This is a genomic window from Streptomyces sp. NPDC046977 (assembly GCF_040644455.1).
Taxonomy (GTDB): Bacteria; Actinomycetota; Actinomycetes; order Streptomycetales; family Streptomycetaceae; genus Actinacidiphila.
Genome location: NZ_JBEYWO010000008.1, coordinates 126,536 through 150,452, shown reverse-complemented (window position 1 = coordinate 150,452; position 23,917 = coordinate 126,536). Strand labels below are relative to the sequence as shown.

General features: G+C 70.5%; 40 protein-coding genes, 1 tRNA gene and 1 pseudogene. 4 read left to right on the top strand and 38 right to left on the bottom strand.

Annotated elements, in window-relative coordinates; translation table 11 throughout:
* Positions 1–8 precede the first annotated feature (8 nt).
* The 33 genes and pseudogenes from ABZ883_RS14710 to ABZ883_RS14550 all read right to left on the bottom strand — a co-directional run bounded on the left by ABZ883_RS14710 (position 9) and on the right by ABZ883_RS14550 (position 14,931).
* Entirely contained in the window at positions 9–206 is a 198-nt protein-coding gene (locus tag ABZ883_RS14710; protein ID WP_360905987.1) for a hypothetical protein, read from the bottom strand.
* Complete coding sequence (locus tag ABZ883_RS14705; RefSeq protein ID WP_360905986.1) at positions 203–883, bottom strand: SAM-dependent methyltransferase; 681 nt, start codon at positions 881–883, stop codon at positions 203–205. The genes ABZ883_RS14710 and ABZ883_RS14705 overlap by 4 nt, the downstream gene beginning before the upstream one ends.
* 77 nt (positions 884–960) lie before the next feature.
* Positions 961–1,122 (bottom strand): hypothetical protein, encoded by a 162-nt coding sequence (locus tag ABZ883_RS14700; protein ID WP_360905985.1) that lies wholly within the window; start codon positions 1,120–1,122, stop codon positions 961–963.
* Between the two features lie 50 nt (positions 1,123–1,172).
* A complete protein-coding gene (locus ABZ883_RS14695; protein WP_360905984.1) occupies positions 1,173–1,328 on the bottom strand; it encodes a hypothetical protein in 156 nt (51 codons plus the stop codon).
* A pseudogene (locus tag ABZ883_RS14690) lies at positions 1,325–1,540 on the bottom strand (LuxR C-terminal-related transcriptional regulator); the annotation flags it as partial. The pseudogene ABZ883_RS14690 and the gene ABZ883_RS14695, both read right to left, overlap by 4 nt.
* A 112-nt stretch (positions 1,541–1,652) precedes the next feature.
* Positions 1,653–1,994, bottom strand: a complete 342-nt coding sequence (locus tag ABZ883_RS14685; RefSeq protein ID WP_360905983.1) for a hypothetical protein — start codon at positions 1,992–1,994, stop codon at positions 1,653–1,655.
* Positions 1,995–2,038: 44 nt separating this feature from the next.
* Entirely contained in the window at positions 2,039–2,398 is a 360-nt protein-coding gene (locus ABZ883_RS14680; protein ID WP_360905982.1) for a hypothetical protein, read from the bottom strand.
* A 3-nt stretch (positions 2,399–2,401) separates the two neighbouring features.
* Entirely contained in the window at positions 2,402–3,265 is an 864-nt protein-coding gene (locus tag ABZ883_RS14675) for a hypothetical protein (RefSeq protein WP_360905981.1), read from the bottom strand.
* 72 nt (positions 3,266–3,337) lie between these two features.
* Positions 3,338–4,219 (bottom strand): hypothetical protein, encoded by an 882-nt coding sequence (locus ABZ883_RS14670; RefSeq protein ID WP_360905980.1) that lies wholly within the window; start codon positions 4,217–4,219, stop codon positions 3,338–3,340.
* On the bottom strand, positions 4,219–4,995 hold the full coding sequence (locus tag ABZ883_RS14665) for a hypothetical protein (protein WP_360905979.1): 777 nt from the start codon (positions 4,993–4,995) through the stop codon (positions 4,219–4,221). The genes ABZ883_RS14670 and ABZ883_RS14665 overlap by 1 nt, the downstream gene beginning before the upstream one ends.
* 79 nt (positions 4,996–5,074) lie before the next feature.
* Complete coding sequence (locus tag ABZ883_RS14660; RefSeq protein ID WP_360905978.1) at positions 5,075–5,512, bottom strand: hypothetical protein; 438 nt, start codon at positions 5,510–5,512, stop codon at positions 5,075–5,077.
* Positions 5,513–5,550: 38 nt separating this feature from the next.
* Positions 5,551–5,766 (bottom strand): hypothetical protein, encoded by a 216-nt coding sequence (locus tag ABZ883_RS14655; RefSeq protein ID WP_360905977.1) that lies wholly within the window; start codon positions 5,764–5,766, stop codon positions 5,551–5,553.
* Positions 5,763–6,092: a WhiB family transcriptional regulator gene (locus ABZ883_RS14650; protein WP_360905976.1), complete on the bottom strand. Its 330-nt coding sequence runs from the start codon at positions 6,090–6,092 to the stop codon at positions 5,763–5,765. The genes ABZ883_RS14655 and ABZ883_RS14650 overlap by 4 nt, the downstream gene beginning before the upstream one ends.
* Positions 6,089–6,436: a WhiB family transcriptional regulator gene (locus ABZ883_RS14645; protein ID WP_360905975.1), complete on the bottom strand. Its 348-nt coding sequence runs from the start codon at positions 6,434–6,436 to the stop codon at positions 6,089–6,091. Before ABZ883_RS14645 ends, ABZ883_RS14650 begins: the two co-directional genes overlap by 4 nt.
* A complete protein-coding gene (dcm, locus tag ABZ883_RS14640) occupies positions 6,433–7,203 on the bottom strand; it encodes a DNA (cytosine-5-)-methyltransferase (protein WP_360905974.1) in 771 nt (256 codons plus the stop codon). Before dcm ends, ABZ883_RS14645 begins: the two co-directional genes overlap by 4 nt.
* Entirely contained in the window at positions 7,200–7,727 is a 528-nt protein-coding gene (locus tag ABZ883_RS14635; protein WP_360905973.1) for a RusA family crossover junction endodeoxyribonuclease, read from the bottom strand. The genes dcm and ABZ883_RS14635 overlap by 4 nt, the downstream gene beginning before the upstream one ends.
* Positions 7,724–7,852 (bottom strand): hypothetical protein, encoded by a 129-nt coding sequence (locus ABZ883_RS14630; protein ID WP_360905972.1) that lies wholly within the window; start codon positions 7,850–7,852, stop codon positions 7,724–7,726. Before ABZ883_RS14630 ends, ABZ883_RS14635 begins: the two co-directional genes overlap by 4 nt.
* On the bottom strand, positions 7,849–8,169 hold the full coding sequence (locus tag ABZ883_RS14625) for a hypothetical protein (RefSeq protein WP_360905971.1): 321 nt from the start codon (positions 8,167–8,169) through the stop codon (positions 7,849–7,851). The genes ABZ883_RS14630 and ABZ883_RS14625 overlap by 4 nt, the downstream gene beginning before the upstream one ends.
* Positions 8,166–8,990, bottom strand: coding sequence for an exonuclease domain-containing protein (locus tag ABZ883_RS14620; protein ID WP_360905970.1), 825 nt, complete (start codon positions 8,988–8,990; stop codon positions 8,166–8,168). The genes ABZ883_RS14625 and ABZ883_RS14620 overlap by 4 nt, the downstream gene beginning before the upstream one ends.
* Complete coding sequence (locus ABZ883_RS14615; RefSeq protein WP_360905969.1) at positions 8,987–9,769, bottom strand: ERF family protein; 783 nt, start codon at positions 9,767–9,769, stop codon at positions 8,987–8,989. Before ABZ883_RS14615 ends, ABZ883_RS14620 begins: the two co-directional genes overlap by 4 nt.
* Positions 9,766–10,815 carry a lambda-exonuclease family protein gene (locus ABZ883_RS14610; RefSeq protein ID WP_360905968.1) on the bottom strand — a complete coding sequence of 350 codons (1,050 nt, stop codon included), beginning with the start codon at positions 10,813–10,815 and terminating at the stop codon, positions 9,766–9,768. The genes ABZ883_RS14615 and ABZ883_RS14610 overlap by 4 nt, the downstream gene beginning before the upstream one ends.
* On the bottom strand, positions 10,812–11,036 hold the full coding sequence (locus ABZ883_RS14605) for a hypothetical protein (RefSeq protein WP_360905967.1): 225 nt from the start codon (positions 11,034–11,036) through the stop codon (positions 10,812–10,814). Before ABZ883_RS14605 ends, ABZ883_RS14610 begins: the two co-directional genes overlap by 4 nt.
* A complete protein-coding gene (locus ABZ883_RS14600; RefSeq protein ID WP_360905966.1) occupies positions 11,033–11,506 on the bottom strand; it encodes a hypothetical protein in 474 nt (157 codons plus the stop codon). The genes ABZ883_RS14605 and ABZ883_RS14600 overlap by 4 nt, the downstream gene beginning before the upstream one ends.
* Positions 11,503–11,862, bottom strand: coding sequence for a hypothetical protein (locus tag ABZ883_RS14595; protein ID WP_360905965.1), 360 nt, complete (start codon positions 11,860–11,862; stop codon positions 11,503–11,505). Before ABZ883_RS14595 ends, ABZ883_RS14600 begins: the two co-directional genes overlap by 4 nt.
* Positions 11,859–12,116: a hypothetical protein gene (locus tag ABZ883_RS14590; protein WP_360905964.1), complete on the bottom strand. Its 258-nt coding sequence runs from the start codon at positions 12,114–12,116 to the stop codon at positions 11,859–11,861. The genes ABZ883_RS14595 and ABZ883_RS14590 overlap by 4 nt, the downstream gene beginning before the upstream one ends.
* Positions 12,113–12,322, bottom strand: coding sequence for a hypothetical protein (locus ABZ883_RS14585; RefSeq protein ID WP_360905963.1), 210 nt, complete (start codon positions 12,320–12,322; stop codon positions 12,113–12,115). The genes ABZ883_RS14590 and ABZ883_RS14585 overlap by 4 nt, the downstream gene beginning before the upstream one ends.
* Positions 12,319–12,501 carry a hypothetical protein gene (locus tag ABZ883_RS14580; RefSeq protein WP_360905962.1) on the bottom strand — a complete coding sequence of 61 codons (183 nt, stop codon included), beginning with the start codon at positions 12,499–12,501 and terminating at the stop codon, positions 12,319–12,321. The genes ABZ883_RS14585 and ABZ883_RS14580 overlap by 4 nt, the downstream gene beginning before the upstream one ends.
* Entirely contained in the window at positions 12,498–12,905 is a 408-nt protein-coding gene (locus tag ABZ883_RS14575; protein WP_360905961.1) for a hypothetical protein, read from the bottom strand. Before ABZ883_RS14575 ends, ABZ883_RS14580 begins: the two co-directional genes overlap by 4 nt.
* Positions 12,906–12,949: 44 nt before the next feature.
* A complete protein-coding gene (locus tag ABZ883_RS14570; protein ID WP_360905960.1) occupies positions 12,950–13,366 on the bottom strand; it encodes a hypothetical protein in 417 nt (138 codons plus the stop codon).
* Positions 13,363–13,779: a hypothetical protein gene (locus ABZ883_RS14565; protein ID WP_360905959.1), complete on the bottom strand. Its 417-nt coding sequence runs from the start codon at positions 13,777–13,779 to the stop codon at positions 13,363–13,365. The genes ABZ883_RS14570 and ABZ883_RS14565 overlap by 4 nt, the downstream gene beginning before the upstream one ends.
* Positions 13,776–14,315: a hypothetical protein gene (locus ABZ883_RS14560; RefSeq protein WP_360905958.1), complete on the bottom strand. Its 540-nt coding sequence runs from the start codon at positions 14,313–14,315 to the stop codon at positions 13,776–13,778. Before ABZ883_RS14560 ends, ABZ883_RS14565 begins: the two co-directional genes overlap by 4 nt.
* A gap of 98 nt (positions 14,316–14,413) precedes the next feature.
* Positions 14,414–14,665, bottom strand: coding sequence for a DNA-binding protein (locus tag ABZ883_RS14555; protein WP_360905957.1), 252 nt, complete (start codon positions 14,663–14,665; stop codon positions 14,414–14,416).
* Positions 14,662–14,931: a helix-turn-helix transcriptional regulator gene (locus tag ABZ883_RS14550; protein WP_360905956.1), complete on the bottom strand. Its 270-nt coding sequence runs from the start codon at positions 14,929–14,931 to the stop codon at positions 14,662–14,664. The genes ABZ883_RS14555 and ABZ883_RS14550 overlap by 4 nt, the downstream gene beginning before the upstream one ends.
* A 309-nt stretch (positions 14,932–15,240) precedes the next feature.
* Here ABZ883_RS14550 and ABZ883_RS14545 point away from each other — a divergent pair, with 309 nt between their 5' ends.
* Positions 15,241–15,654 (top strand): XRE family transcriptional regulator, encoded by a 414-nt coding sequence (locus ABZ883_RS14545; RefSeq protein WP_360905955.1) that lies wholly within the window; start codon positions 15,241–15,243, stop codon positions 15,652–15,654.
* Between the two features lie 180 nt (positions 15,655–15,834).
* Positions 15,835–16,299, top strand: a complete 465-nt coding sequence (locus tag ABZ883_RS14540) for a hypothetical protein (protein ID WP_360905954.1) — start codon at positions 15,835–15,837, stop codon at positions 16,297–16,299.
* 14 nt (positions 16,300–16,313) lie between these two features.
* Here the strand turns inward: ABZ883_RS14540 and ABZ883_RS14535 are convergent, their stop codons facing one another.
* The 4 genes from ABZ883_RS14535 to ABZ883_RS14520 form a co-directional block, all read right to left on the bottom strand.
* Positions 16,314–17,582, bottom strand: a complete 1,269-nt coding sequence (locus tag ABZ883_RS14535; protein WP_360905953.1) for a site-specific integrase — start codon at positions 17,580–17,582, stop codon at positions 16,314–16,316.
* A gap of 109 nt (positions 17,583–17,691) precedes the next feature.
* Positions 17,692–17,764: transfer RNA gene (locus ABZ883_RS14530), tRNA-His, on the bottom strand.
* Between the two features lie 90 nt (positions 17,765–17,854).
* The gene (gene orn, locus ABZ883_RS14525) at positions 17,855–18,466 is read right to left on the bottom strand and encodes an oligoribonuclease (protein WP_360905952.1); all 612 of its coding nucleotides are present in this window, start codon (positions 18,464–18,466) and stop codon (positions 17,855–17,857) included.
* 5 nt (positions 18,467–18,471) lie between these two features.
* Positions 18,472–19,740: a helix-turn-helix domain-containing protein gene (locus ABZ883_RS14520; protein ID WP_360906158.1), complete on the bottom strand. Its 1,269-nt coding sequence runs from the start codon at positions 19,738–19,740 to the stop codon at positions 18,472–18,474.
* A 992-nt stretch (positions 19,741–20,732) separates the two neighbouring features.
* Between ABZ883_RS14520 and ABZ883_RS14515 the strand changes: the two genes are divergently transcribed.
* Together ABZ883_RS14515 and ABZ883_RS14510 are read left to right on the top strand one after the other, a co-directional pair.
* Positions 20,733–21,254, top strand: coding sequence for a universal stress protein (locus ABZ883_RS14515; RefSeq protein WP_360905951.1), 522 nt, complete (start codon positions 20,733–20,735; stop codon positions 21,252–21,254).
* 107 nt (positions 21,255–21,361) lie between these two features.
* A complete protein-coding gene (locus ABZ883_RS14510; protein WP_360905950.1) occupies positions 21,362–21,958 on the top strand; it encodes an acetate uptake transporter in 597 nt (198 codons plus the stop codon).
* Between the two features lie 73 nt (positions 21,959–22,031).
* Here the strand turns inward: ABZ883_RS14510 and glmS are convergent, their stop codons facing one another.
* The gene (gene glmS / locus ABZ883_RS14505) at positions 22,032–23,846 is read right to left on the bottom strand and encodes a glutamine--fructose-6-phosphate transaminase (isomerizing) (protein WP_360905949.1); all 1,815 of its coding nucleotides are present in this window, start codon (positions 23,844–23,846) and stop codon (positions 22,032–22,034) included.
* Positions 23,847–23,917: the final 71 nt, after the last annotated feature.

Below are 23,917 nucleotides of genomic sequence, written 5' to 3'. Positions count from 1 at the left end.
GGTCCTTCCTAGGCCGCGGACACGGCCGGAGCGGGGGCGTGGTCGGGGCAGAGGTCGCGGCCGTCCCGGGTCCGGCGCCAGCCGTGCCCCTTCAGCAGCCGGCGGAGTTCGCGATGGGTATGCGGGTCGTGGCGGACTGGCCAGGACCCCTCGGCGTCACAGGCGGAGTCGTCACAGCGGATGGTCAGGTAGGCGTCGGCAGTCACGCAGCTACCTCCCCGGCCGGAACGGGCAGGGCGGCGGCGATGTGCTGGCCGATGTGGCGCGTGTACGCCGGCGGGATGCATTCGCGGATGCCGTCGCGGTTCATCCACGGCACGCCGAGGTCGTCGCGGGCCTCGGCGACGCCGGAGAAGTTGCCGACGTAGTGGGCCATCTCGCCTTCGCGGCGGGGCCGGCCCATCTTGGTGATCGGCTTGTCGTGGCGGGGGTGGTGCGGCTGCGGCAGGCTGGCGCCGCCGCCGAACTCGAAGTACCGGTCGCGGTAGGTGCGCAGTCCGAACATGAGCCCGCACAGGACGACCGGGTCGTGGAGGTGGGCGACGGCTCCGGGGACGTTCTCGATGACCCAGGGCCGGCCGGTCGCGTTGAGGGCGTCGCGGGTGGGGGCGATCAGCATGGGGTGGTCGCGGCCCTGCAAGACCTGGGCGTCGCTGTAGCCCTGGCATGGCGGGCTGGCGTGGATGAAGTCGTACTCGTGGCCGTGCTCGGCGATGTAGGCGATCGCGTCGCCCTGGATGAACTCGAACGGGTAGCGGGGCTGCGGGTCGAGGTCGAGGCCGGTGACGTCGAACCCGGCTTGGCGGTAGCCCCATCCGGCGCCGCCCTGGCAGCAGTAGGCGTCGAGAACGCGGAGGCCGTTCAGCGGCGGCAGGTCGGTCACGGGGTTCTCCTTGTCGGGGTGGGATGCTGGTCCGGCGCTGCCCCCGGCTAGGTCCCGGGGGCAGCGTCCGTGCGTGGTCACGGGGCGGCTGTAAGCGGGGGCGGTTCGGGCGTGTGGCCGACGTCGGATCGGTTGACGTGCGTCCAGGTGCCGCCTTCGACCCAGCGGATCCAGGTCCAGCAGTGGCGGCAGGTGCGGGCGAGATGGCCGCCGGGCGGCTGCGGGGGCTTGTCGTTCATCGGCTGGTCCTTTCGGTGTGTGGTGGGGTGGGCGGCGTACAGGCGGGCAATCACGCTTCGTCGATGGCGGGCTTGGGCCAGCGCTTGCGGCAGGCGGCCTTGTTCGCGCAGACGGTGATCGGCTTGATGTCGGGGGCGGTGAGGGTCCGGAAGCCTCGGCTGCCGGTTCGTCCGCACTGCTCGCAACTGGCGGGGGCCGGGCTCATCGCTGGCCGTCCCGTCCGCACGTCGGGCACGGCCCGCCCACCAGACCCAACCGCCGGCCCTCACGCACCGCGCCCGCCCGCGTCCGAGGCCCCAGCGCATCGAACACGCCCCGGGCGTACGTCTTCACCGTGTCCACGGACAGGCACAGCTCCCGGGCGATCTCCCCGTTCGACTGGCCCCGGGCCATGCCCTCCAGCACCTGCCGCTCACGCGGGCCGAGGGCGGGCCTGTGCGCGCGGCCGGGACGAACCGGTTCCGTTTCGGTGGTCATCTGCTGCTCCTTGTTGACGGGTGGTCTCGTTGGTGCGGCCGTGCGTTGGGCTTCAGCTGCAATCGGGGACGACGAGCCAGCCGGGTGCGGAGGTGTCGGTGTAGCCGAGGGCGATGGCGGCGGCGAGGAGTTGGCGGTCCCAGTCGGTGATCTGCTGGGGGGTGGCGGTGCTGGGCGTGACGTGCTCGAAGGTGCCGAGCTTGACCTCGTGCGACTTGGTGACGAGGAAGAAGTGGTCGCGGTCGTAGTCGCCGGCGGAGAGGGTCCTGATGTCCGGGCAGCTCTGCTGGATCTCGGACAGCGCCTCGTCGGCGTGCTCGGACTCCTCCCAGGCGTAGCGGTCGGTGGTGACGTGGATGCCGTAGGCGAAGTAGGTGGAGTGGTGCATGCCCATGCGGGGCTCCTTCGGGGTTGGCGGGGGCGGTCTGCGGTTGGCGGTCAGGTGATGTCGAGGGCGGTCTGTCCGGAGGCTTCTCGGGCTGCTCGGCGGGTGGCTGCTGCGGTTTCGCGGTGGTGGTCGCGGTCGTAGTGGAGGTGGCATCCCTGGCACATGGCGCGGAGGTTGTCGTCGTTGCTGTGTTCGGGGGTGTGGTCGAGGTGGGCGACGGTCAGCTGCACCTTCGAGCCGGTGCCGTAGGCGGGCTGGTCTTGGCGGTTGGGGCAGCGGCCGGTGTGGGTGCCTCGGCCGCATTCGCCCATGCATTCGCAGCGGTCGGCGGCTCGGATGGTGCGGATGCGGAGGCTGATGGCCTTCCAGTCCGCGGGGTAGCGGTTCCTGTTCTCGGGTCGGATGGGCATGGGTCAGCTCGCCTTCGCGTGAGGCGCGGTGCAGTGGGCGTGGGTGGTGCGGGCGGGGCGCTTGGGGTCGGGCACGAGGGGGCGGTGGCAGATCGCGCAGCGGGCGAAGCCGGTGGCGGTCTGAGCGGTGTCGGGTCGCGGAGCGGCCTCGTCGTCCTCGTGGTCGTGTTCGTGGTCGTCGGGTTCGGGTTCTTCGCGATCCCAGCCGTCCACTACCTGAGGTTGGGGAACTACCTCAGCCCCGTCGTGGGAGACCTCATGGGTATTCCATGGGTTGTTGGGGTCGCGGTGACCCGAACTCAATGGGTCGCGGTGACCCGAACTCCAATGGGTCGCGGTGACCCGAGGTTCGGTGTCGGTTTCGGGCCTCAAGTTGGGGTCGCGGTGACCCGAGGTCGGCTCTTCCGAGTTGGGGTCGCGGTGACCCGAACTTTCGGGGGTGTTGGCGGTCTGCCACACCGTCCGCGCCTTGCCCGACTTACGTGCATTCGCCCTCAGGTAGGAGACGGCGGCGTCCCAATCCGGGAACGGGTTCACGATCAGCTGGTAGGCGGTGATCGATCCACGCTTCCGCTCCCCGTCGATCTGGACGACACCGGCGAGGAGTGCGGCCTCCACGTAGCGGCGCGCGTCCTTCTCGGCGCAGCAGGCGGCGGCCGCGATCTGCTTCAGGCGGACGGGCTTCCCGTCGCGGGTGTAGCGCAGGGCGCCGGTGGCGTTGGAGAGCTGGCGCATCGCGTAGAGCAGGATGGGCAGGCCGGTCCGCTTGAGCGCGGTGGGCATGGTGGGCGCCCATTGGGTGGCGAGGGCCTGGCCGAAGGCGTGGGCGACGCTTCCGGTGCGTTGCTCCTGCTCTTCGTTGCTCACGTGTGCTCTTCTCTCCGGGGTGCGGGTAGGGCCGGGGCGGGCCCGCCGAGGTGGACGGGCCCGCGGGGTCGGCTACTTGGGCTCGGGGTACGCCTCGGGCGCGGCCCCGCCGGGCTTGTAGGTGAGGAGCCGGATCGAACGGCCTTCGCGGTAGGCGTTCCAGCCCTTGATGACCAGCGCAGTCATGTGCTCGTCGCTGATCCGGCCCTTGTCCTTGGCGAAGTTGTCTGCGACCCGGCGGAGGGCGTAGATGGGGTCGTCGGTGTCGAGGCCGGCGCCGTCGGTGAGGCGCGCGAAGAAGAAGGCGCAGTCGCTCTTGTCGATCTGGTTGAAGAGCCAGTGGCACAGCCCCGCGGTGCTGGCCGAGATGCTTACGGCGCCTCGTACGCGGGAGCCGATCTCGGCGGCACGGCGGAGTTCGGCGTGGTCTGCGAGGAACTGGAGGAGCTGGCGGTGGGTCGGCCGGGCGCGGTCCCCCTTCATGCTGCGGCGTTGCCCCTGCACTTCCCACAGGTAGGCGCGGAGAAGGACTGCGGCGAGGGGGACGTACCGTTCTTCTCCGCGGAGCTTGAGGACGTCGGCGAGGCTGCGCTTGGCGCCGGTGTCCATGGTTTCCTGCGTGCTGTCGTCGAGGTTGGAGACGATGAGCATGCGGACGGCGACGTTGGCGGTGACGATGGCGCTGAGACGGTGCTGGCCGTCGAGGAGCGGGCCTCCGAAGATGAGCGGGTTGTCGAGGAGCACGGTGTCGCCCTGGGCGAACTTGATGCTCTGTCCGTCCTCGACCCAGTTGCCGTTGCGCATGTCGGCGGCGTAGCCGTTGACGACGCGTTCGCGGAGGTTGCGGTTGTGGGTGTTCTGGGCGAGCCACTTGCGGGCGAGGTCGGGTGTGATGTCGACGATGTTGTAGACGGGGCCGTTCGGGTTCTGACCGGGTACGGTGGGGTTAGGCATTACTGCTCCTGTTCGATGGAGTTGGCGACGTCGGTGAGGGCGTCGCTGATCTTGTGGAGGCTCGTCGCCCACCAGCGGCGGGCCTCTTCGCTTGCCTGGGCGGCCGGGAGGTTCATGGCCGTGATGAGGCGTGCGGTGTGTTCCAGGGCGCCGATGAGTTCGGGGACCTGGTGGTGGGTGGTGTCGCGGTTTTTGGCGAACCGGTCGTCTTCGGTGAGTCGGGTGAGGCGTTCGGCGGCTCGGGTGAGGTCGCGGCCGGCGTCGGTGAATGCTTCGGGGAGTGGGCGCCGTTTGGTTTTCGGTTCGGGGCGCGGTTCGTCGATCACCTCGGCGTCGACTACCTCGTCCGCCCTGGGCTCGACCCAGATGTTCGGCTCGGAAGCCGGTCGGGTTGCGGGGCGCTCGCGGCCGTCGAGGGAAAGCACCGCCTGCGGCTGACCGTCTGTTCCATCTGAAACAGTCGCCTGAATGTCGCGGTGCACCGTGGCGTTGCCAGCCCCGACGGCAGAGCCGATTGCCCGGGTGGACATCCCGGCGGCCGACATCCCGGCGACGATCTCCCGCCGCTGCTCGCGCGGGAGCCGGACCCGGTGCTCGCCGTACTCACCGTCGAGGTAGCCGTCCCAGGTGTCGTAGCCGAGGGCGTCCCAGTCGCGGGCCGCGTAGGCGGCGATGACGTCCTGCTGCCACTCGGCGAGGACTCGCATGCCGGACCTGATGCGGTCCGCGCGAGTGCGGGCTTCCTCCGCCGTCGAGGCTTTAACGATCTCGGTCACGCTGTCCTCTGTTCGTCATCAAGGGGGATCGGTGCCAGGGCGGCCCGGGGTGCCACGTCCCGGGCCGCCAGGAGCGCTGTCAGCGAACGAAGTCGCCGCGGCGTGCGGCTTCCTTCTCGATCTCCTGCTGCCGGTACTCGGCCTCGGTGGGATAGCCGGCGAACGCCGCGTCGAGGACAGCACCGCCGTTGCGCATGCCGTTGCCGATCTCGTCGAGGGTTCCGTCCATGCGGCGGCGCCTCCACATGGCGCGCTTGGCGTCGGCGAGGGCGGCGGCCTCCTCCTCGTCGGCGGCGACTTCGCACTCGGTCACGCGGACCTTGACCTCGGGGTCTTTCTCCTCGCCGTCGGCGTGGCCGGTGTAGGCCTTGGAGGTGAGCGCTGCGATGACGTAGACGGTGGTGCCGGGGTTCTCGAAGAGGCCGCGGCGTTGTTCGGTGGTGAGGGAGGCTTCGACGGCGGCGGCTGCGGCGTCGAGCTTGACCTTGGGGATGTCGAAGCTGTTGAGCTTGGGCACGGTGTGGCCTTTCTCTGTGGGTGGTGCGCTGGTTGGGGTCAGAGGCCTTGGAGGCGTTCGCTCTCGTAGGCCTCAGTGGCTTCGGCGGCCTGCTCGACGAGTCGCTTCTCGGCGCAGACCTTGTGGGCGGGTGAGCGCTTGGAGTCGCGCAGCGGTGTGGGCTTGCCGCAGTACCGGCAGGGCTTGTCGGTTCCGCCCCAGTGGCGGGAGTCCCGCCAGTCCAGACACACCGGCTGCCCCGGCCCCCCGGTCACGCCGCAGCCTCCTTGCGGGCGGCCGTCCGATCGCGGGCCAGCCGGCGGAGCATGGAGCGCCGCTCGTCCTCGTCGATCCCGCCCCAGATACCGAAGGGTTCGCGGTTCTGGAGCGCCCAGGCGGCGCAGCGCTCCATGACGGGGCAGCGGCGGCACACGGCCTTCGCTTCCTGTGCCTGGACGAAGTGGATGCCCGTCGTGCCTGCGGGGAAGTGCAGGTCGAATTCCTCGTTCCGGCAGGCGCCGTTCTTCTGCCAGTTGGTGGGGGGGTCGAGGTTGTCGGGTGCGGAGCGGCGCAGGGTGAGGGAGTAGTGGCTGTACTTCATGCGGCCACCGCCTTGGTGCCGACGTGGCAGCGGTCGCAGGTCTCGCCCTTGCGCTGGTGTCGGCGCTGTGCGGCTTCGGTGCCGCACCCCTTCAGCTGGCGCACGGGCGCGGTGGGGATGGTCGGGTCGAGGGCGGCGCGCTCCTCGGGGTCGAGGCCGGCGTGGATCCCGGCCCGGTCCAGGGCGGGCAGTCCGGCTTCGGCGGCGAGGATGCGGGTGCGGCAGGCGACGCGGGCGGGGCAGGCCTGGCAGACGGCTCGGGCTTCGGCTTGTTCGGCCGGGTTGGTGGAGTGCCAGGTGTCGGGGTGGCGGGTGCCGGTCAGGCACGCCAGGACGGAGATCATGCGGCCACCGCCCGAGCGGCAGCATCCGCGACGATCAGGTGGCCGATGTGCTCGGCGGCGGCGGGGATGACGGCGTTGCCGTAGGCGGCAAGCTCGTCCACCCGGCCGGGAAGCCCATCAACCAGCCGATCCACACGGGGTTCGGCTTCAAGCCACTCACGCGCGGCCTGCCTTCGCGTAGCCACAGGAAGGCCAGATAGTCGTCCAGTAGCGAACGGTGCTCTCCGCTCTCCGCTCTGGCCCATGCGATCCCGTGCGTGTCCATCGCCGCCCTGGGGGTGGGCCACGAGGTAGACCCGTTTACGGGCTGCGTGGGGGGCTCCGAACTGGAGCGCAGAAAGCACTGCCCATTCCGCATCGAACCCGATAGCGGCCAGGTCACCGAGGAGCCATCCGAAGGCGTCGGCGTCTCGAACAAGGTCTCCGACGTTTTCCACAAAGACGTATCGGGGTCGTACGTGGCGCACAACGGCAGCCATTGCGGGCCACATCCACCGCTCGTCAGCGATGCCGAGCTGCTTGCCGGAGACGGAGAAGGGCTGGCAGGGGAAGCCGCCGGCAACGACGTCGACCCGGGGGCGGGGCTCGGAGTCCCACCAGGCGTTGGCGGTGCGGACGTCGTCATGGCGGGGGACCTCCGGCCAGTGGTGGGCCAGCACGCGGCGGCAGAACGTGTTGATCTCGACTTGGCCGACGGTGGTCATGCCGGCTCGTTCGAGGCCGAGTTCGATGCCGCCGATGCCGGAGAACAGGGAGAGGACGTTCACCGGGTCACCGCCGGGACCAGGCGCCACACGCGGATGACCGCGCCCGGGACGGTGAGGGCGTCCAGGCCCTCCTCGGGGTGCATTTTGCGGGCGACGACCTCGACGATCGCGGAGTCGTCGACGATGGCGCCCGCGGTGGTGAGGGCGTCGAACGTGCTGCGGAGCAGCTTGTCGATGTCGCCGCTGTCGCGGGTGACGGGCCAGGTGATGCGCCGCTTGGGGGCGCTGGCGGGCTTGCGGACGGTGAAGGCGACCTCGACGGACAGCGGGCCGTCGAGGGTGTCCTCGCCACCACCGGCCAGCCAGCGGGCGTTCATGGCGTCCTTGGCGGCGGCTTCCACGGCGACGCGCCAGGGGGCGACGCGCTTGGACTGCTCCAGCAGCCGGCCGCGGCCGACGTGGCGCTTGCTGCCCTGCGGGGCCGGGCGGTGGTCGTGGACGATGACGGTGAGGTCGGGGGTGGTGCCCGCCCCCGCGCGGGTGGTCAGCGCGGGGACGGGGGTTTCGGTGGGCGGTGCGGTCACGGGTTGCCTCCGGTGGTGCGGGCGTGGCGGCCGCGGTGGGGCGGCGGGAGGTAGCGGCAGGTCACGGCGGCCAGGGAGAGGCTGAGGAGCAGCACCAGGCCGCCGACGGCGAGCGGAACGTTCACCGGCCACCTGCCTTCGCCGCGCTGCGGCGGGTGGTCTCGCGGCGGCCGGCAGCGTCGAGGTCGCCCTCGTTGTTCGTGCCGATCGCGTTGTCGAGCTGCTCGCCGAGGAGGGTGATCGCGGCGTCCTTCGCGCGGACCTGCTTCTCCAGCCGGACGATCCGCTCGGCCATGTCGGCTTCGCGGCGCTTGGCCAGGTAGGGGTCGCGCTGGGCGGAGGCGAGGGCCTTCTCCAGGTCACTGATGCGGTCGAGGCGGACGAGGTCGCGAGCCTGAAGCTCGGCGATGCGGCTCTTCTCTCGGCGTCCGAAGAGGCTCATGCCAGCACCTCCTCGGCGACCGGGCGCAGCGGCCACGTGCCGTCGATCACCGCGTTCGGATCCCGCTTCTCCGCGGGCGCCTTCGTACGCAGCCACTCCTGGAAGCTGGCGGCGTCCTTCCGGGCCCACTCGATCTGCATCTGGTGCAGGTGCTCGAGCGAGACACCTGCCAGGGAGTCGAAGCGCTGCGTCCTCAGCTGGTGCACCCACACCGGGCGGTCCTGGGGCGCCGCGTGGGCAATGGCGCCCATCTTGTAGGCGGCCCGGGCGGACATCAGCGCGTCGTAGGTGGCGCCGTGCGCCTTGTCCTCGTCCCAGCCCAGTCCGTACGTCTCGGCGGTCGTACGCATCTGGTACGGGCCCTGGGTCTCCGAGACGCGGCGCCGGTACGGGGCGACGTGCCGGTCGAGGACCATCGTGTCGAGGACACGGTCGATGCGGGCCCGGCAGATCCCTTCGAGGGTGTCGCCGAGGTGCCGGGCGCACTCGTGGTTGAGGAGGTTGAGGTCGTAGCCCCCGAGGTTGTGGCCAACGAGCGGGATCCCGGCGGTGACGACTTCGGCGATGGCCTGGGCGATGTCGTGGACGCCTTCTTTGGCGGGCTGGCCGTGTTCGGCGGCGTATTCGTCGGTGATGCCGTGGACCTCGATGGCGCCGGGCTCCATGGGGATGCCGGGGTTGAGGAGCCACTCGCGGGTGTCGGTGGGCAGTCCGCCGCCGACGAGGATGAGGGCGCAGGTCACGATGCGCGCGGTCTCGGGGATCTTGTCGCTCGACTCGAAGTCAAGGGCGGCCATGCGGCCGAGGTGCCAGGGGGTCACTGGCCACCCCCGGCGGCGCGCTCCTTGCCGATGCGGACGACCATGTCACCCACGGCTTCCTCATTGCCGACCTCGTTCGTGACGAGCGCACCGAGCTGCTGCGACTGCTTCAGCTCGTGGTGGATCTGCCGGAGTCGACCGGCGCTGGTCTGCGGGTCGGTGATCTCGTCGAGGTAGCTGACTGCGGAGCGGACGTTGGCCTCGCCGCGGTCGATGGTGGAGCTGCCGGGGTCGGGGTCGCCGGTCGGCACGAGGCCGCCGTTGAGGAGGAGCACGCGCAGTGCGACGGACTGTGCCTTGGCAGTGCCCTTGTCGCCGGAGTCGAGGGCCTCGCCCTGCGACTGGGCAACGATGACGTCGCCCATCGGGCCGATGATGTGCCACGTCACGGAGACGGTGCACTCGCGGGTGGCCTTGCCCTTGGCGGTCTTGGTGTCGCGGTAGGTGGCGTCGACCTGGCGCGGGATGACGTTGACGCCGTGCCGGAGGGTGACCGGGGCGAAGGCCGTGACGGTGGCGTCGACGCCGCGGAAGTTGTAGCGCGAGTACCCGTCGTTGTACTCCTCGCCCTTCTCGATACTGCGGATGTCCTTGCGGACGCGGAGCCACGCCATGTGCACGGGCACCATGGGCGGATCGTCAGGGCCGGGCTCGTAGGCGGACAGGTCGGGTGCCAGAGCGGTCACGGTCGGCGGTTCGTAGGCCGGTGCCGCCTCGTCCGATGTGGTGGTGTCGGTGCGGCCAGCAGCAGCGGCCGCACGATCGGCAAGGGTCGTCACGAGGTGAACTCCTCACGGACGTTGCGGGGGATGTTGAGGCGGCGGGACACCCGGTCCTCGACGCACGCCTCGTAGGCGGCGGGGAACTCCTCGCGGAGCCGCTCGCGGTCGACGTACTCGCGGGACTCCTCGTCGTAGGAGTAGGCCGGGCGGTCCTGGTAGAACGCGGCCTGCTTACCGCCGAGGTGGCCGATGAGCTTGGCCTTCGCCTTCTCCTTCGCCTTCTTCGCGGCGGACTCGGCGGCGGCCTGCTCGATGTACGCGGTGAGGTCGTCCTGCGCGTCGCCGTCGCGGTCGATCTCGACGTATCCGGACCGCTCCGGGTGGAGCTGCGCGTACAGGTCGAGGAGCGGGCCGGGCTCCTCCTCGCCGGTCAGCAGCGGCGGGCGGCGGGCGACGATCTGCTGCCACGCCTGCTCGCCGGCGGCCCGCAAGTCGGCGACGACGTCGGTGTGGTCGGCGACGCGGACGACGAACTGCCGGTAGTCGTTGCCGCCGATGAGGCACGCGACGTGGATGTGGTCGAAGCCGCAGACGTCGGCTTGCCACAGGGTCTGTGCGAGGACGTCGTCCGGGGTGCCCTTGCGCCACTGGCCGGCCTTCATCTTGTCGCGGCACTTGATCTCGACGGCGCAGCGTTCCGTGGTGTCCTGCGAGATGGGGCAGGCCAGGACGCGGCGGTCGAGGGTGCACATCTGCCACGGTCGGTCGACGTTGGCGACGAGGCCGACGCGGCGGACGTGCGAGCGGTTGCGGCGTGCCCACTCGCGGGCGACGGTCTCCTCGTTGAGGCGTCCCCACAGGGCGGGCTCGGAGTCGTCGCCCTCCAGCGGGAGTCCGCCCGACTTGTCGTGCCAGACCGTGAGGGCGTTTCCGAAGCGGGAGATGCCGAGGATCGCGGCGATGTCACTGGAGCCGAGACCGGAGCGGCGGGCGGTGAGCCAGTCGGCGCGGTCGGCGTCGGCGGGGAGGATGAGGCGGCCGGTCGGTGTGACGCGGCGGCCCGGGGCCGGGGCGGCGGCCCCGGCCTCGGTCGTGGTCGTCATGCGTCGCCTCCGGGGAGTACGTAGGTGCAGTTGCCGGTCCCCGTCGCGGGGGCCAGGACGCCGGCGCGGACGAGTGCACGGATGTCCTTGCGGGCGGTGTTGCGGTGGCCGCTGTATCCGGCGGCGGCGTTGATGGCCATGGCGTGGGTGGTGGTCCAGGGGCCGGTCTCGCGCTGTATGGCGGCGGCGAGGACGGTGCGGCGGGTGGGCTGTTCGGTCATCGCTGCTCACCGGCCTTCGGGGCCTCGGTCCAGCCGCCGTGCGCCCAGTCGTCTGGGTCGAGCGCGGTGGCGTGCCAGTGGTGGACGTCGTAGACCGGCGCGAACTTCCACCCGATGGCGCGGCGCTCGCCGGTTGCCGGGCTGGGGGTGATGGCCTCGCACCGGAACTTCTGGGTGTCGCTGACGTACTCGCGGTCGACCTCGAAGAACCCGGCGTCGGGCAGCATCCGGAGGTTGTTCGGCCGGACGGCACCGCGTGCGATCTGTGACGCGAGAATGGCGCACGTGTCGCCCTGCTCCCGCTCGCGCTTCCGGCTGGCGGCGCGGAACTCGCGGGCCTTCTTGACCAGCCACGTGCTGGTCTCGGCGAGGACCTCGGCGCGGTAGTCGCCGATCAGCTCCTTGGCGCGGCGCGAGCCTTCGTCGGTGCCGCAGCGCAGGTGCGCGAGCAGCTCGTGGTAGGCGCTCATGACGCCCTCCGGCTCTGCCCCGGGACCGGCTTCGGCCGGGCGATCTCACCGAGCGCGTCGGCCATCTCGCCGACCTTCGCGCCATGGATGACGATGTCGCCGCCCACGGCCTCGATGAGCGCCTGGAGCTTCGCGTCCCGCTCGTGGCCCGCGTAGGAGTCGGTGTTGCCGTGCGAGCGCTGGTGTTCCGCGGCGTCGTCGATCTTGCCGAGGTCCTCCAGTTCCTCGCGGTAGTCGCGGAGCAGGGCGAGGACGAACGTTTCCAGCGTGCGGGAGATGTCGATGCGGGCGCCGGCGGGGATGGCCTGGATGGTGATGGGGTGGGGTCCGTCGATGCGGGTTCGGTTGTCGGTCACGCGGACGCACCGCCCGCCTGCTGCTCCGCCTTGACGCCAGCCGCGTCGTACCAGGCCTTGGCGTCGCGCGGCGGGAGGCCGCTGTCGGCTTCGCCGTCGACCGGTGCGCCCATTGCGGTGGCGGCAGCAAGCGCAAGCGTCGCGTGGATCTGTGCGGCCTGGAGCATGTCGCCCGGGTCGCCGCCGTTCTCGACGATCGCTTCGTATTCGGTCATCAGGTTCTCGGCCTGCTGGTAGTGCTCGGGTCCAGTCATCGCGTGCAGCTCCAGGGAAGTCGGTGCCGACCCGTCGGCATGGGCTGAGGGGAGGTGAGGTCGCGGCGGGCGTCGGCCCCGGGGTCGGTCACCGCGGGCGCGGCCGGGCGCCCGTTCGCGATCCAGATCAGGTGCGGGACGCCGAACGCAGCGAGCACGGCGAGGTAGAGGCCGGTGGGCCAGGCGAGCCAGACGATGTCGCTCATCGGTGGCCCTCCGCCCAGCAGTCGGGGCAGATGTCGCGGCCAGCCCGTGTGCGGTGCCAGCCGTACCCCCGGGCCGCCTTGCGGGCCTTGGCGATGTTCTCTGCGGCAGGCACAGCGGAGCTGTCGTGCGACGATCCGCACTTGTCGCAGAAGAGGAACGCCCTCACGAATGCGCTCACGACGCACCGCCGGGCTCCGCCTTCGCGGCGTCGTCGGCCTGGTGGCACCACGTGCTGCACCACTGCGCGCCCCGAGTGATCGGCGTGCCGCACTTGGCGTTGCCGCAACGCGGCTGCTCAGTCGGCTGGGTGGTCTCGACGGTGGCGGGCTCCGGCTCGGGGCCGAGCGCGTCCTCCAACTGGTACGTGTCGACGCTGCTGTAGCCCTTGTCGATGGCCCGCTCCACCAGAGAGTGGACGTCCGCCCAGCGCTCGCGCTCCGCGTCCCGCCAGGCGATCCCGGCGTCCAGCTCGGCGACGCGCGCCCGCAGCCCGGCCAGCTCGGCCGCGGTCTCCGGCGACATCAGCAACCCCGCGGCCTCGACGTCCGCCGCGATCCCAGCCGCAGTCCGCTTCCGCTGCATCGACGCGAGGATCACGCCCGCCGCTGCGTTGATGGCCCGAACGTTCACAGCGCACCGTCCGGCGTGAAGCCGAGGCCGGCCGCGAACGCAGCCACCTTCGGCGCCCCATACGGCGCGTACGCCGCCTCGTCCATCGCTGCGACCACGTCGTCCAGGCCCATCAGCCACGCGTACTCGCGCAGCTTGATCACGGACCGCTCGGCGGAGATCCCCCGCTCGTCCTCGATCTTCCCGAGAGTGAACACGTAGTAGGCGTGCGCCTCGTCGCGGACCTTCGCCGGGTCCGGCACGGCTTCCGCCCACTGCTCGGCGGTTACGTCGTCGTGGAGAAACGGCTTGGCGTGCTCGAAGTCGATGTAGCCGAAGAGGACTTCCCGGGCCCAGCCGAACACGTCGTCGGCGGCCTGGGCGCGGGCCACGATCTCGGCCGAGGCGCGGGTCACGGTCTGCGGGGCGCTCATGCCGCAACCGCCTTCGAGCGGATGTCCTCGTGCACGACCACGTCCTCCGGCACCGAACACGCCACCCGCACCCGCAGGAACGAGCCGTCCGACAAGGCCTCCGACCGGGTGTGCAGGACGTACTGGCGGAAGCCCTCGAACGGCCGGCTGACCTTCAGATCGCCACCGAACTCGTAGAGCCAGTCGGCCAGGTCGTCGATGTCCGGGACGTTCACGAACGCGCCGTCCGCGGAGATGTAGCGCCAGGTACGGACAAGGCGGCGTTCGGCCAGGTTGCACATGACCTCGAACGTGGTCTCGTTGTCCCGCTTGCGGGCCCAGCGGACCGCGAACGGCTCCTCGGGCTCGGGGATGCGGGTCACGACGACCGTGCGGTCCCTGGGGATGGGGAACTCAGTGATGCGCTCACTCATCGCGCACCGCCCTCAAGGGCGGCGGAGCAAGTCGCGGGCTTAGCCCCAGCCCACGCGGCGCTGACGTCCCGCCCGAACCGGTCGATGATCCGAAGCTCGCCGTGGGCAACCTGATGCAGGAGCCCCTGCGCCGTGAGCGGACGGTCGTGCACGGTGTCGCACGCTGCGCAGGTCTTCACCGCGGGCTGCGGGTGGGCAGGCGCAACGAGCTCGCAGCAGAGCGAGGATGCGTACTCCACGACGTCACCGAAGTCGATTCCAGCGAAGTACTCTCCCGCCCCCTCTCCCGTTACACGTGGCGCGTTGGCCGCACAGAAGTCGATGAGCAGGCGCTCGTTCTTGCGCGCGTTCTCGTGCGGCTCAGACGCCCACGCCTGAACGATCTGGATGCCCATCTGCCGGGCGGCCCTGTCGTGGACTCGCAGGCGGCTGAGGGGGCGTGCGCTGTAACCCACCTTCACCACGTCGTTGCTGAATCGGACGGCATAGATAGCCGGTCCGGTCTCCGGGAAGGTGAATGGGATGATGGTGCTCAAGGCGTGCGCCTCGCTTTCTGGATTGGGCGGGGTGAGCGTCGAGAGGGCTGCTCCGGGCCGGGAAGTCGGGAGTGGCCCTCAGTTGTGCTCGGGGTAGGTCAGCCGGCGCGCCGTGCAGGCAGCGGCTTCAGGGCAGCAAGCGGATGCGGTCCGGCCGTCGTCGTGATCGCCCCGGCCTCGGCCTCGGGCTCGCGGTGGAACATCGCGTCGATCCGTGCCAGGTCGTCATCAGAGAAGGTGACGACGCGCCCCTTCTTCGTGCGGGGCAGCCGGGCGATGTTCCGGCGCAGCCACCGCTCGTCGACCCGGAGGATCGCGGCGGCCTCGGCGTACGTGTGCCGCGCGGTCATGCCGGCACCGCCGCGATGACCGGAGCGGCAACGGAGCGCTGACGGCCGAGGGGAGCGAAGAGGATGAGGAGGTCTACGCCGATGCGCTCGCAGATGCTGTAGGCGACGTCCTGGGGGACGCTCTTCTGTTCACCCGTGAGGAGGTTGCCGATCGTGCCGTGCGGGACGCCGACGCTGTCGGCGAGCTGCCGGATGCTGATGGGCTGGCCGGTGCCGGTGCGCTCCATCAGGGTCCGCAGCAGGTCCGCGCTGACCAGCGCGAACATGGGTGGTCCTGGTGTCACTGTTCACCTCGGAGAACGTGTTGTTCTTTGTGGTGAACACGAGCATAGGCGGGGATGGACGCGGTGTCCAGCGTGTTGAACATCCTGTTTTTTGGAGTGAACGCGACCGCGTATGTGGATTTGGTAAATGGCTACTTTGCGCCCTAGCGTGCGCCGTATCGGAGGATGGACACTCTGTCCATCTCAACGAACATCGGTGTGTGTTGAGCTGGGCCGATCCGGTCCGCGTACTAACCCCTACATGGACACCCCACGGCCCATTACGCAGACCGGAGTGGCAGGATGATCGGCATGGCTGAGCAGAAAGTCAGGACAGATCTCTCTGACCTGGTGAGGGAGCGGCGCGCCGCCCTGCGCCTGAGCCTGCGCGATTTCGCCGACCTCACCATCGACCCGGACGATCAGGACGCCGGACCCACCTGGAAGTTCGGCCGCTACCGCAACCTGGAGAACGCGGAGCCGAACGTCACCCCACCCACCCCGGCTGAGCTTCGCGGCCTCGCCGCCGCCGGCCAGATCCCACTGGGCCGTGTACGTGAAGCAGCTGCCGCCCAGTTCTTCGGCGTGCAGACGCACTGGCATCCATCTGACGAGATCCGCGTCTTGGTGCATCAGACAGAGGAGATGACGGAGGAGCAGCAGGCCATGTTGTTCGACTTCGCGGAGACGATCTGGCGGCGTCGAAGCGATGACGACAAGGCCTGAGGCACGTGCACCATCCCTCCAAAGCGTGAGTTTAGGGATCGGCTCTAGTCAGAGAGTGACCGTTTGTGCATCATGGGTGATCCGCCTGGGGGGCGTGTGATCACTGGGAACGCTTGCGCGGCTATTCGAACATGCGGTCGTATGTTTGGAGCGTGAGCGCCAGCTCCGATAGGGGGCCAGATGCCAGACGAAGACGACCTCGCCGAGCGAACAGAGGCGTGGTTCACCACCATTCCCGGCCACCACATGGCCGACGGCCGAGCCTGCATCATCGCGGAGGAACCAGGCCGCGCGTTCGTGGGCGTCCGCGAAGGACTCATCAGCAAGAAACTGTGCGCCGAGTTGAACGCGCTGTACGCCAGCATGCTCAACGACGGCGGACTCGTGCGCCACTGGGGGGTGGACGCTGGTGAACACCCGGACCGCAAGGGCAGGCTCATCGCCCGCTACGTCATCGACCACGACGGGGCCCTGCCCGACGGGCTTATCGTCGCGCCCGTCATCAAGGAGGGGTTCATCCTTACCCTCCTGCATCCCAGGCACATCGAGCAGCCCGCGGTCGACGAGATCAACGACTATCTCGACCGGGTGTTCAACCAGCAGGGGTTGTGGGAGCAGCGCTGGACCGGCCGTAACGGCCGCTGAGCGCCGCTCCCTTCTCAGCCCGCGTCGCGCACAGCGTGCAGGCCCTGATGCGGCACTCCTCCCCGCATCGCGGCCTGCACGGCGGCCGTGATCTCGTCGTCCAGCCCGCGCACCAGGTGCCCGTACCGGTCGACGGTCGTTGAGATCGACTCGTGCCCCACGCGGATCTGGATCGCCGGCAGCGGGATCCGCGCCGCGATCAGCCATGACACGTGCGTGTGCCGCAGGTCGTGGATCCTGGGTCGCTTCGGCAGGCCCTTCTCGATCGCGGCCTTCACCGCGGGCACCCACTTGCGGTTGTAGTAGTTCCCGTGCCGCCACTCCCCGCCGCGCGCGGCCCGGAAGACGAACGCCTCCGGCGGCTGGCCCGCCACCAGCCGTCGCACCATGTCCGCCTGATCGGGCGACAGAGCCACCAGGCGGCGCGCTCGGCGGGTCTTCGGGGGCCCGAGGTAGAAAGACTTGGTCGACCCCTTCTTGGCCCGCTTCCAGGCCCTCTGGACGTTCGCGGTCGGAGTCGCCCCGGTGAGGCTGATGTCCTTCACCATGAGGGCGGTTGCCTCGCCCCAGCGCATGCCCGTACCAACGAGCCAGTCGGCGAGGTCCCGCGCGGCGGGGTCTTTGATCTCCAGCCGGATCCGGGCGTACTCGTCGTGTTCGAGGAACGTCATCTCCTCGTCGGTGTGGTCGTCGACCCGCGGCAGGCGGGTGGACTTGCAGCAGTTCTTCGTGCGGAGCTGCGGCTCGGCCTCGACCGCGGCCTGCACGACGCAGTACAGCAGTCCGTGCCTGTTGCGGATGGACTTCGGGTCCGCGGGCCGGCGCTCCCACTTCTCCGGCTTCTCCGGGTCGGGGAGGCCGTCCTCCTGGAGGCGCACCCAGTCCTGGATGTCGTCTGCCACGAGGTTGCAGATGGTGGCCGGTACGACCCGGCCGGACGGCTCGGTGTGCTGGAGCAGGGACAGGTGCAGGCGGACGTCTCGGTAGTAGTCGTCGCGGGTCCGGTCGTCGATCCCGGTGAGGCGGCTGACGTACCGGGTGGCCCACTGCTCGAACGGCATGTCCCCGGGGGTGGCCGGCTGCTCGACGAATCCCTCGCCGCGTACCCAGCCGGGGGGCCAGTGCTGGCCGTGGGCGTCGACCAGTTTCTTGAACTGCTCGGCGCTGGGGCGGTCGCCGAACCGCTCGGTCTGGCCGGGGTCGGTGCGCCCGCCGCCCTCGCGCCACTTCACCTGGAAGGTGATCGTTCCGTCTGCCTTGGGTCGCTCCACGATGCTCGCCATGGATCGACGATAGGACCGGGGCAGGGGGTCTGTGTTCCCGTTGTGTTCCCAAAGTCGGGGCACGAAAAAGGGCCGACCTGTTTTACCAGGTCAGCCCTTGATCGTTCAGGGTGAGTGACGGGACTCGAACCCGCGGCCACCTGGACCACAACCAGGTGCTCTACCAACTGAGCTACACCCACCATGTCCGGCGCTTTGTTTCCTTCGCACCGGCCGAGGAAAAGTGTACAGGGTCCGGGAGGGTGCTCGCGCCTACCTTTTCCGCGGGTCGGTCACTTCGCCGTTTCCGCAGGCAGGACGTGCTTCGCGGCGATGGTGCGGGCGGTCTCCGTGTCGGGTCCCGGCTGGGGGACGAAGACCGCCTCGCGGTAGTAGCGCAGCTCCGCGATGGACTCGCGGATGTCGGCGAGCGCGCGGTGGTTGCCGTTCTTGTCGGGGCTGGCGAAGTAGGCCCGCGGGTACCAGCGGCGGGACAGCTCCTTGATCGAGGAGACGTCCACGATGCGGTAGTGCAGGTGCTGCTCGAGCGTCGGCATGTCGCGGGCGAGGAAGCCCCGGTCGGTGGAGACGGAGTTGCCGCACAGCGGCGCCTTGCGGGGCTCCCTCACGTACTGGCGCACATAGTCCAGGACGAGCTTCTCGGCCTCCTCCAGGGTCACGCCGCCGTCCAGCTCCTGCAGCAGCCCCGAGGCGGTGTGCATCGTGCGGACGATGTCGGGCATGCTCTCCAGCGCCTCCGCGGGAGGGCGGATGACGATGTCGACCCCCTCCCCGAGCACATTGAGCTCCGAGTCGGTGACGAGCGCCGCCACCTCGATCAGAGCGTCCTGGGCCAGGGAGAGCCCGGTCATCTCGCAGTCGATCCACACCATCCGGTCGTTCATACGTCTCACCCTACGGGGCGATCCCGTGGAGCAGGCATAGCCGCGTTCCTGCTCCGTCCGTCCCGGCCGTCGCGGGACCGCCGCAGCGGGTGCACCTCGCGGGCGTCGAAGCGGCTGCCGGCCTGCTCGGGGATGCGGGCCGCGTAGCCGTCGGGGTCCTGCTTGACGATGCCGGCGCCGGCCGGCGGACCGCCCTGGCCCGGGATCGGGAGCACGCCGCCGGTGCGCTCGGCCTGCTGCGGGGAGCCGCGGCGCGGCGCGGGCACGGGGCCGCCGGACGGCTCGTGGCCGCGCGGGTCCTTGGCGGCCGCGGGTGCGTCGGCCTCGTCGTGGGGGCGCCGGGCACGGAAGGCGGTGCGGTAGGAGGCGGGGGAGGAGCCCAGCTGGCGGCGGAAGTGGCCGCGCAGGGCGACGGGGGACCGGAAGCCGCAGCGGGCGGCCACCTCGTCCACGGAGTAGTCGGAGGTCTCCAGCAGCCGCTGCGCCTGGAGGACGCGCTGGGTGATCAGCCACTGAAGGGGCGCGCTGCCGGTCAGGGTGCGGAAGCGGCGGTCGAAGGTGCGGCGGCTCATGTAGGCGCGCGCGGCGAGGGTCTCCACGTCGAACTGCTCGTGCAGGTGCTCCAGGGCCCAGGCGACGACCTCGGCGAGGGGATCGCCCCCGATCTCCTCCGGTAAAGAGCGGTCCAGATGCCGTGGCTGGCCGCCCCACTCGCCCCGGCGCGGCGGTACGACCAGCCGGCGGGCCAGCGCGTTGGCGGCCTCGCTGCCGTGGTCGCTGCGCACCACGTGCAGGCACAGGTCGATCCCGGCGGCGGTGCCGGCGCTGGTGAGCACGTCGCCGTCGTCGACGAAGAGTTCGCGGGGGTCGACATGGACCGAGGGGTAGCGCTTGGCCAGCGTCGGCGCGTACATCCAGTGCGTGGTGGCGGGGCGGCCGTCCAGCAGCCCGGCGGCGGCGAGCACGAAGGCGCCGGTGCACAGGCCGATGATGCGCGCGCCCTCCTCGTGGGCGCGGCGCAGCGCGTCCAGCGCCTCGGGGGGCGGCGGTTGCGAGATGGAGCGCCAGGCGGGCACCACGACCGTGCCGGCCCGCGACAGGGCCTCCAGCCCGTAGGGCGCGGACAGTTCGAGGCCGCCGGTGGTGCGCAGCGGGCCGTCCTCGCCGGCGCAGACCAGCAGCCGGTAGCGGGGCACCCCGGCGTCCTGGCGGTCGATGCCGAACACCGAGAGGGGAATCGAGCTCTCGAAGATGGGGCCGCCGCTGAACAGCATGACGGCCACGACCTCCTGACGGCGTCGCGCCGACAGCTTGCGGGGCGAGCGGCCGGCCGCGGCGGCGACCGACGGGCCCGCCGCGGAAGCGCCGGCGGCCGGTGCCGCGGGAACCCCCGGGAGGCTCGGGAAGCCGTGGGCACCCGGAGCCGCCGGAGTTGCGGCAGCGGCCGGGACGCCCGGGGCACCCAAGGCCCCCGAAGACACGGACAGTGCGGTGGACATGCCGGCGGCCGACTGGATCTCCGCCATGGTGCCGGTCCTGGACTCCTGGTTCATGGAGCTGGGGCCCCCCTCGGTCGACTCGTCCTCTCGGTCCTGCACGGATCCCCCGCCGTTGTCTCTCAAGATCGAATCTACTGGCTCAGTTGCATCCGCAATGGCAAGTTCATCACCTGCCGGTATGTCGACATGACCACGTGGCGTGAAGCATTCGATCACGAAGAGTTCCGCTCGTGAAGTGTGCCTTGAAGCGGTGGACAGGCGCACAAGGCTTGTGCGCCCCCTCATTCCGGTTCCTCACCGGCGACAGGGCGGTTGGCGGTGGTGTGTCCCAAGTGGCCTTTGCCACAAGGAAGTTGGCTGAAAATGAGGGGAATCAGTGTACGCGCCCCAGGTCAGCGCCCCGTCGTGCGCCCCCCATGTGGCCGATGAACGAGTGCGCCCCCAGGGCCCGAAGGAGACCTGAGGACGATTCCGGATATGGCCGGTGGCGGACAGGCCGCGGCGCGGGGCGGAGGGGCGACTTGTCCGGTTGGCGACGTGGCGTTGCGCTCGGCGCCTCGCTCCGGCATTCTCCTGGAAACTCCGGGGTAAGGGGACGCTGTGAGGGTCCGCGCACCTCTGGGCACTGGCACGGGGTCGCCGTACTCTGGAGTCAGCGGGAAGGGCAGCCCCTTACCGGTCGAAATCCGGTCGGTCCCGCGGCCCCCGCACTGTTGTTGTCCGCCCACTCGGTGCCACCGGCGCCGACCTTGCCGAGAAACCGCATCATGGCCGGTTACGAGCTCCCCGAGCCCGCCGACGGAAAGCCGCTCGCCGAATCGGCGGCGGTGCCGCAGGCGGACTCCGAGCCGCGCGCTGCCTGCGACCCCGCCTTCAGGCACGGGGTGGTGGTCGGCTTCGACGGCTCCCTGTCCAGCGAGCGGGCGCTCGCGTACGCCATCGGCATGGCGCGCCGTTCGGGTTCCGCGCTGATCATCGTGCATGTCGCCAACCGCCTGCCGGCCACCGTGTGGGCCGGCTGCGAACCGCCCGTCTTCGTCGACGTCCCCGACCACCGCACCGAGGTGCTCGGCCTCGAACTCGCCTGCGCCGACCACCTGTCGGAGGTTCCCTGGATCCTCGTCGAGCGCGGCGGGGACATCTGCCACGAGCTGGAGGAGGTCGGCCGGGAGTACGAGGCCGACGCCATCGTGGTGGGCGGGACGCACGGGATCATCGGCAAGATCTTCGGATCGGTCGCCGGACGGCTCGCCCGGCGTGCCCAGCGGCCTGTCGTGGTCATTCCATAACGATTCGGCGCCAGTTGCCGTGAATGTCGGCTCCGCGGGATTGCTTGTGCCCTTGTGAAGGGTATCTCACCTGCAGTTTCTTCCCTCGAACACGAAGGGGGCCGGCGGTGGACAACGACGTCTCCACGGCACGTTCAGCAGGAGTCGGCGCAGCGGCTCTGGGATATCTGGCACTCGGCCTGACACTGATCGCCTACGGGCTGTTCAGCACGGGCGTCATCGACAACGCCGCGGCGGCCGACGCCGCGCGGCTCGCGCTCTTCGTCGGCGGCATCACCCAATTCGTCGCCGGCATGTGGGAGTTCTACGGCGGCAACGGCTTCACCGGCACCGCGTTCGCCTCACTGGGCGCCTTCTGGGTGACCTGGTCCGGCGGGTCCGGCGCGGGTGCGAGCAAGGAGGTCGTCGGGCTGTTCATGCTCCTGTGGGCGCTGCTGGCACTCACCCTCACGATGGCGGCCTGGCAGATGGGCGGCGTGGCGCAGGCGGCCTTCGGGCTGCTGACCGTCTCCGCCGCACTGTCCGGCATCGCCGCCCTGGCCTCCAACGGCGGACTCGGCAAGGTGGCCGGCTGGATCGGCCTGGTGGCCGGCGTGGTCGCCTGGTACGGCGGCACCGCACTGCTCACCAACGCCGCCTGGGGCCGCAGGGCCCTGGCGGACGGCTGGCGGCTCGGCGTCCCGCACCGCGGGCACGCGGCCTGACCCACCGGTACGAAGCGGCCCCCCGCGCCCAGCGGCGCGGGGGGCCGTTCCCTGTGCACGGGGGCGCGGGGACCTACTCCACGGTGACCGACTTCGCCAGGTTGCGCGGCTTGTCGATGTCCCGGCCCAGCGCCAGCGCCGAGTGGTAGGCCAGCAGTTGCAGCGGGATGCCCATCAGCACCGGGTCGAGCTCCGGCTCGTTGCGCGGGACGACGATGGTGTGGTCGGCCTTCGCCTCCACCTGGTGCGCCACCGCCAGGATGCGGCCGCTGCGCGCCTTGATCTCCTCCAGCGTCGCCCGGTTCTTGTCCACCAGCTCGTCGTCCGGGACGATCGCCACGGTCGGCACCGACGGCTCGATGAGCGCCAGCGGGCCGTGCTTGAGCTCGGACGCCGGGTAGGCCTCCGCGTGGACGTAGGAGACCTCCTTGAGCTTCAGCGAGGCCTCACGGGCGACCGGGTAGCCGCGCACGCGGCCGACGAACATCATGCTCCTGGCGTCCGCGTACTCCGCCGCCAGCCTCTTGATCTCGTCCTCGCCGGCCAGGACCTCCGCGATCTGGCCCGGCAGCTTCCGCAGGCCCTCGATGATCCGCCGGCCGTCGGCGACCGACAGGTCGCGGATCCGCCCGAGGTGCAGCGCGAGCAGCGCGAAGGCCACCGCGGTATTGGTGAAGCACTTGGTGGACACCACACACACCTCGGGGCCCGCGTGCACGTACATGCCGCCGTCGGTCTCCCGGGCGATGGCGCTGCCGACCACGTTGACCACGCCCAGGACGCGCGCGCCCTTGCGCTTGAGCTCCTGGACGGCCGCGAGGGTGTCGTACGTCTCGCCGGACTGGCTGACGGCGATGTAGAGCGTGTCGGGGTCCACCACCGGGTTGCGGTAGCGGAACTCCGAGGCCGGCTCGGCGTCCGCCGGGATGCGGGCCAGCTCCTCGATCATCTGGGCGCCGATCTGGCCCGCGTGGTACGCGGAGCCGCAACCGAGGATCTTCACCCGGCGCACCGCGCGCGCCTCGCGGGCGTCGAGGTTCAGCCCGCCCAGGTGCACGGTGGAGAAGCGGTCGTCGATCCGGCCGCGCAGCACGCGGTCCACCGCGTCCGGCTGCTCGGCGATCTCCTTGTGCATGTACGTGTCGTGGCCGCCGAGGTCGTAGTTCTCGGCCTCCCACTCGATGGTGGTCGGCTCGGGCGACGTGCGGCTGCCGGCCGTGGTGTACGTGCGGTAGTCGCCGGCCTTCAAGGTGGCCATCTCGCCGTCGTCCAGGGTGACCACCTGGCGGGTGTGGCGGACCAGGGCGGCGACGTCGGAGGCGACCAGCATCTCGTGCTCGCCGATGCCGAGCACGACGGGCGAGCCGTTGCGGGCGACCACGATCCGGTCCGGGAAGTCGGCGTGCAGCACGGCGATGCCGTAGGTGCCCTCGATACGCGACAGGGCCTGCTGGACGCGCTCCTCCAGCGTCTCCGCCTCGGAGCGCGCGATGAGGTGGGCCAGCACCTCGGTGTCGGTCTCGGAGGCGAAGACCACGCCGTCGGCGGTCAGCTTGGCGCGCAGTTCGGCGGCGTTGTCGACGATGCCGTTGTGGACGACGGCGACCTTGCCCTCGGTGTCCAGGTGGGGGTGGGCGTTCTCGTCGCTGGGGGCGCCGTGGGTGGCCCAGCGGGTGTGGGCGATGCCCGTGGTGCCCGCGAAGCGCTTGGGTACGCGGGCCTCCAGCTCGCGGACCCGGCCCTTGGCCTTGACGGCCTTCAGGCCGCCGGACTTGCCCGTGATGACGATGCCCGCCGAGTCGTACCCGCGGTACTCCAGTCTCTGCAGGCCCTCCAGCAGCAGCGGCGCGACATCGCGCCTGCCGATGTATCCGACGATTCCGCACATGGTGGTTGTCCCTCCCGATCGTGGTGCGGCCCGAACGCCGTGGGGTGCGGCGGGCCGGCCCCGGACGCGAG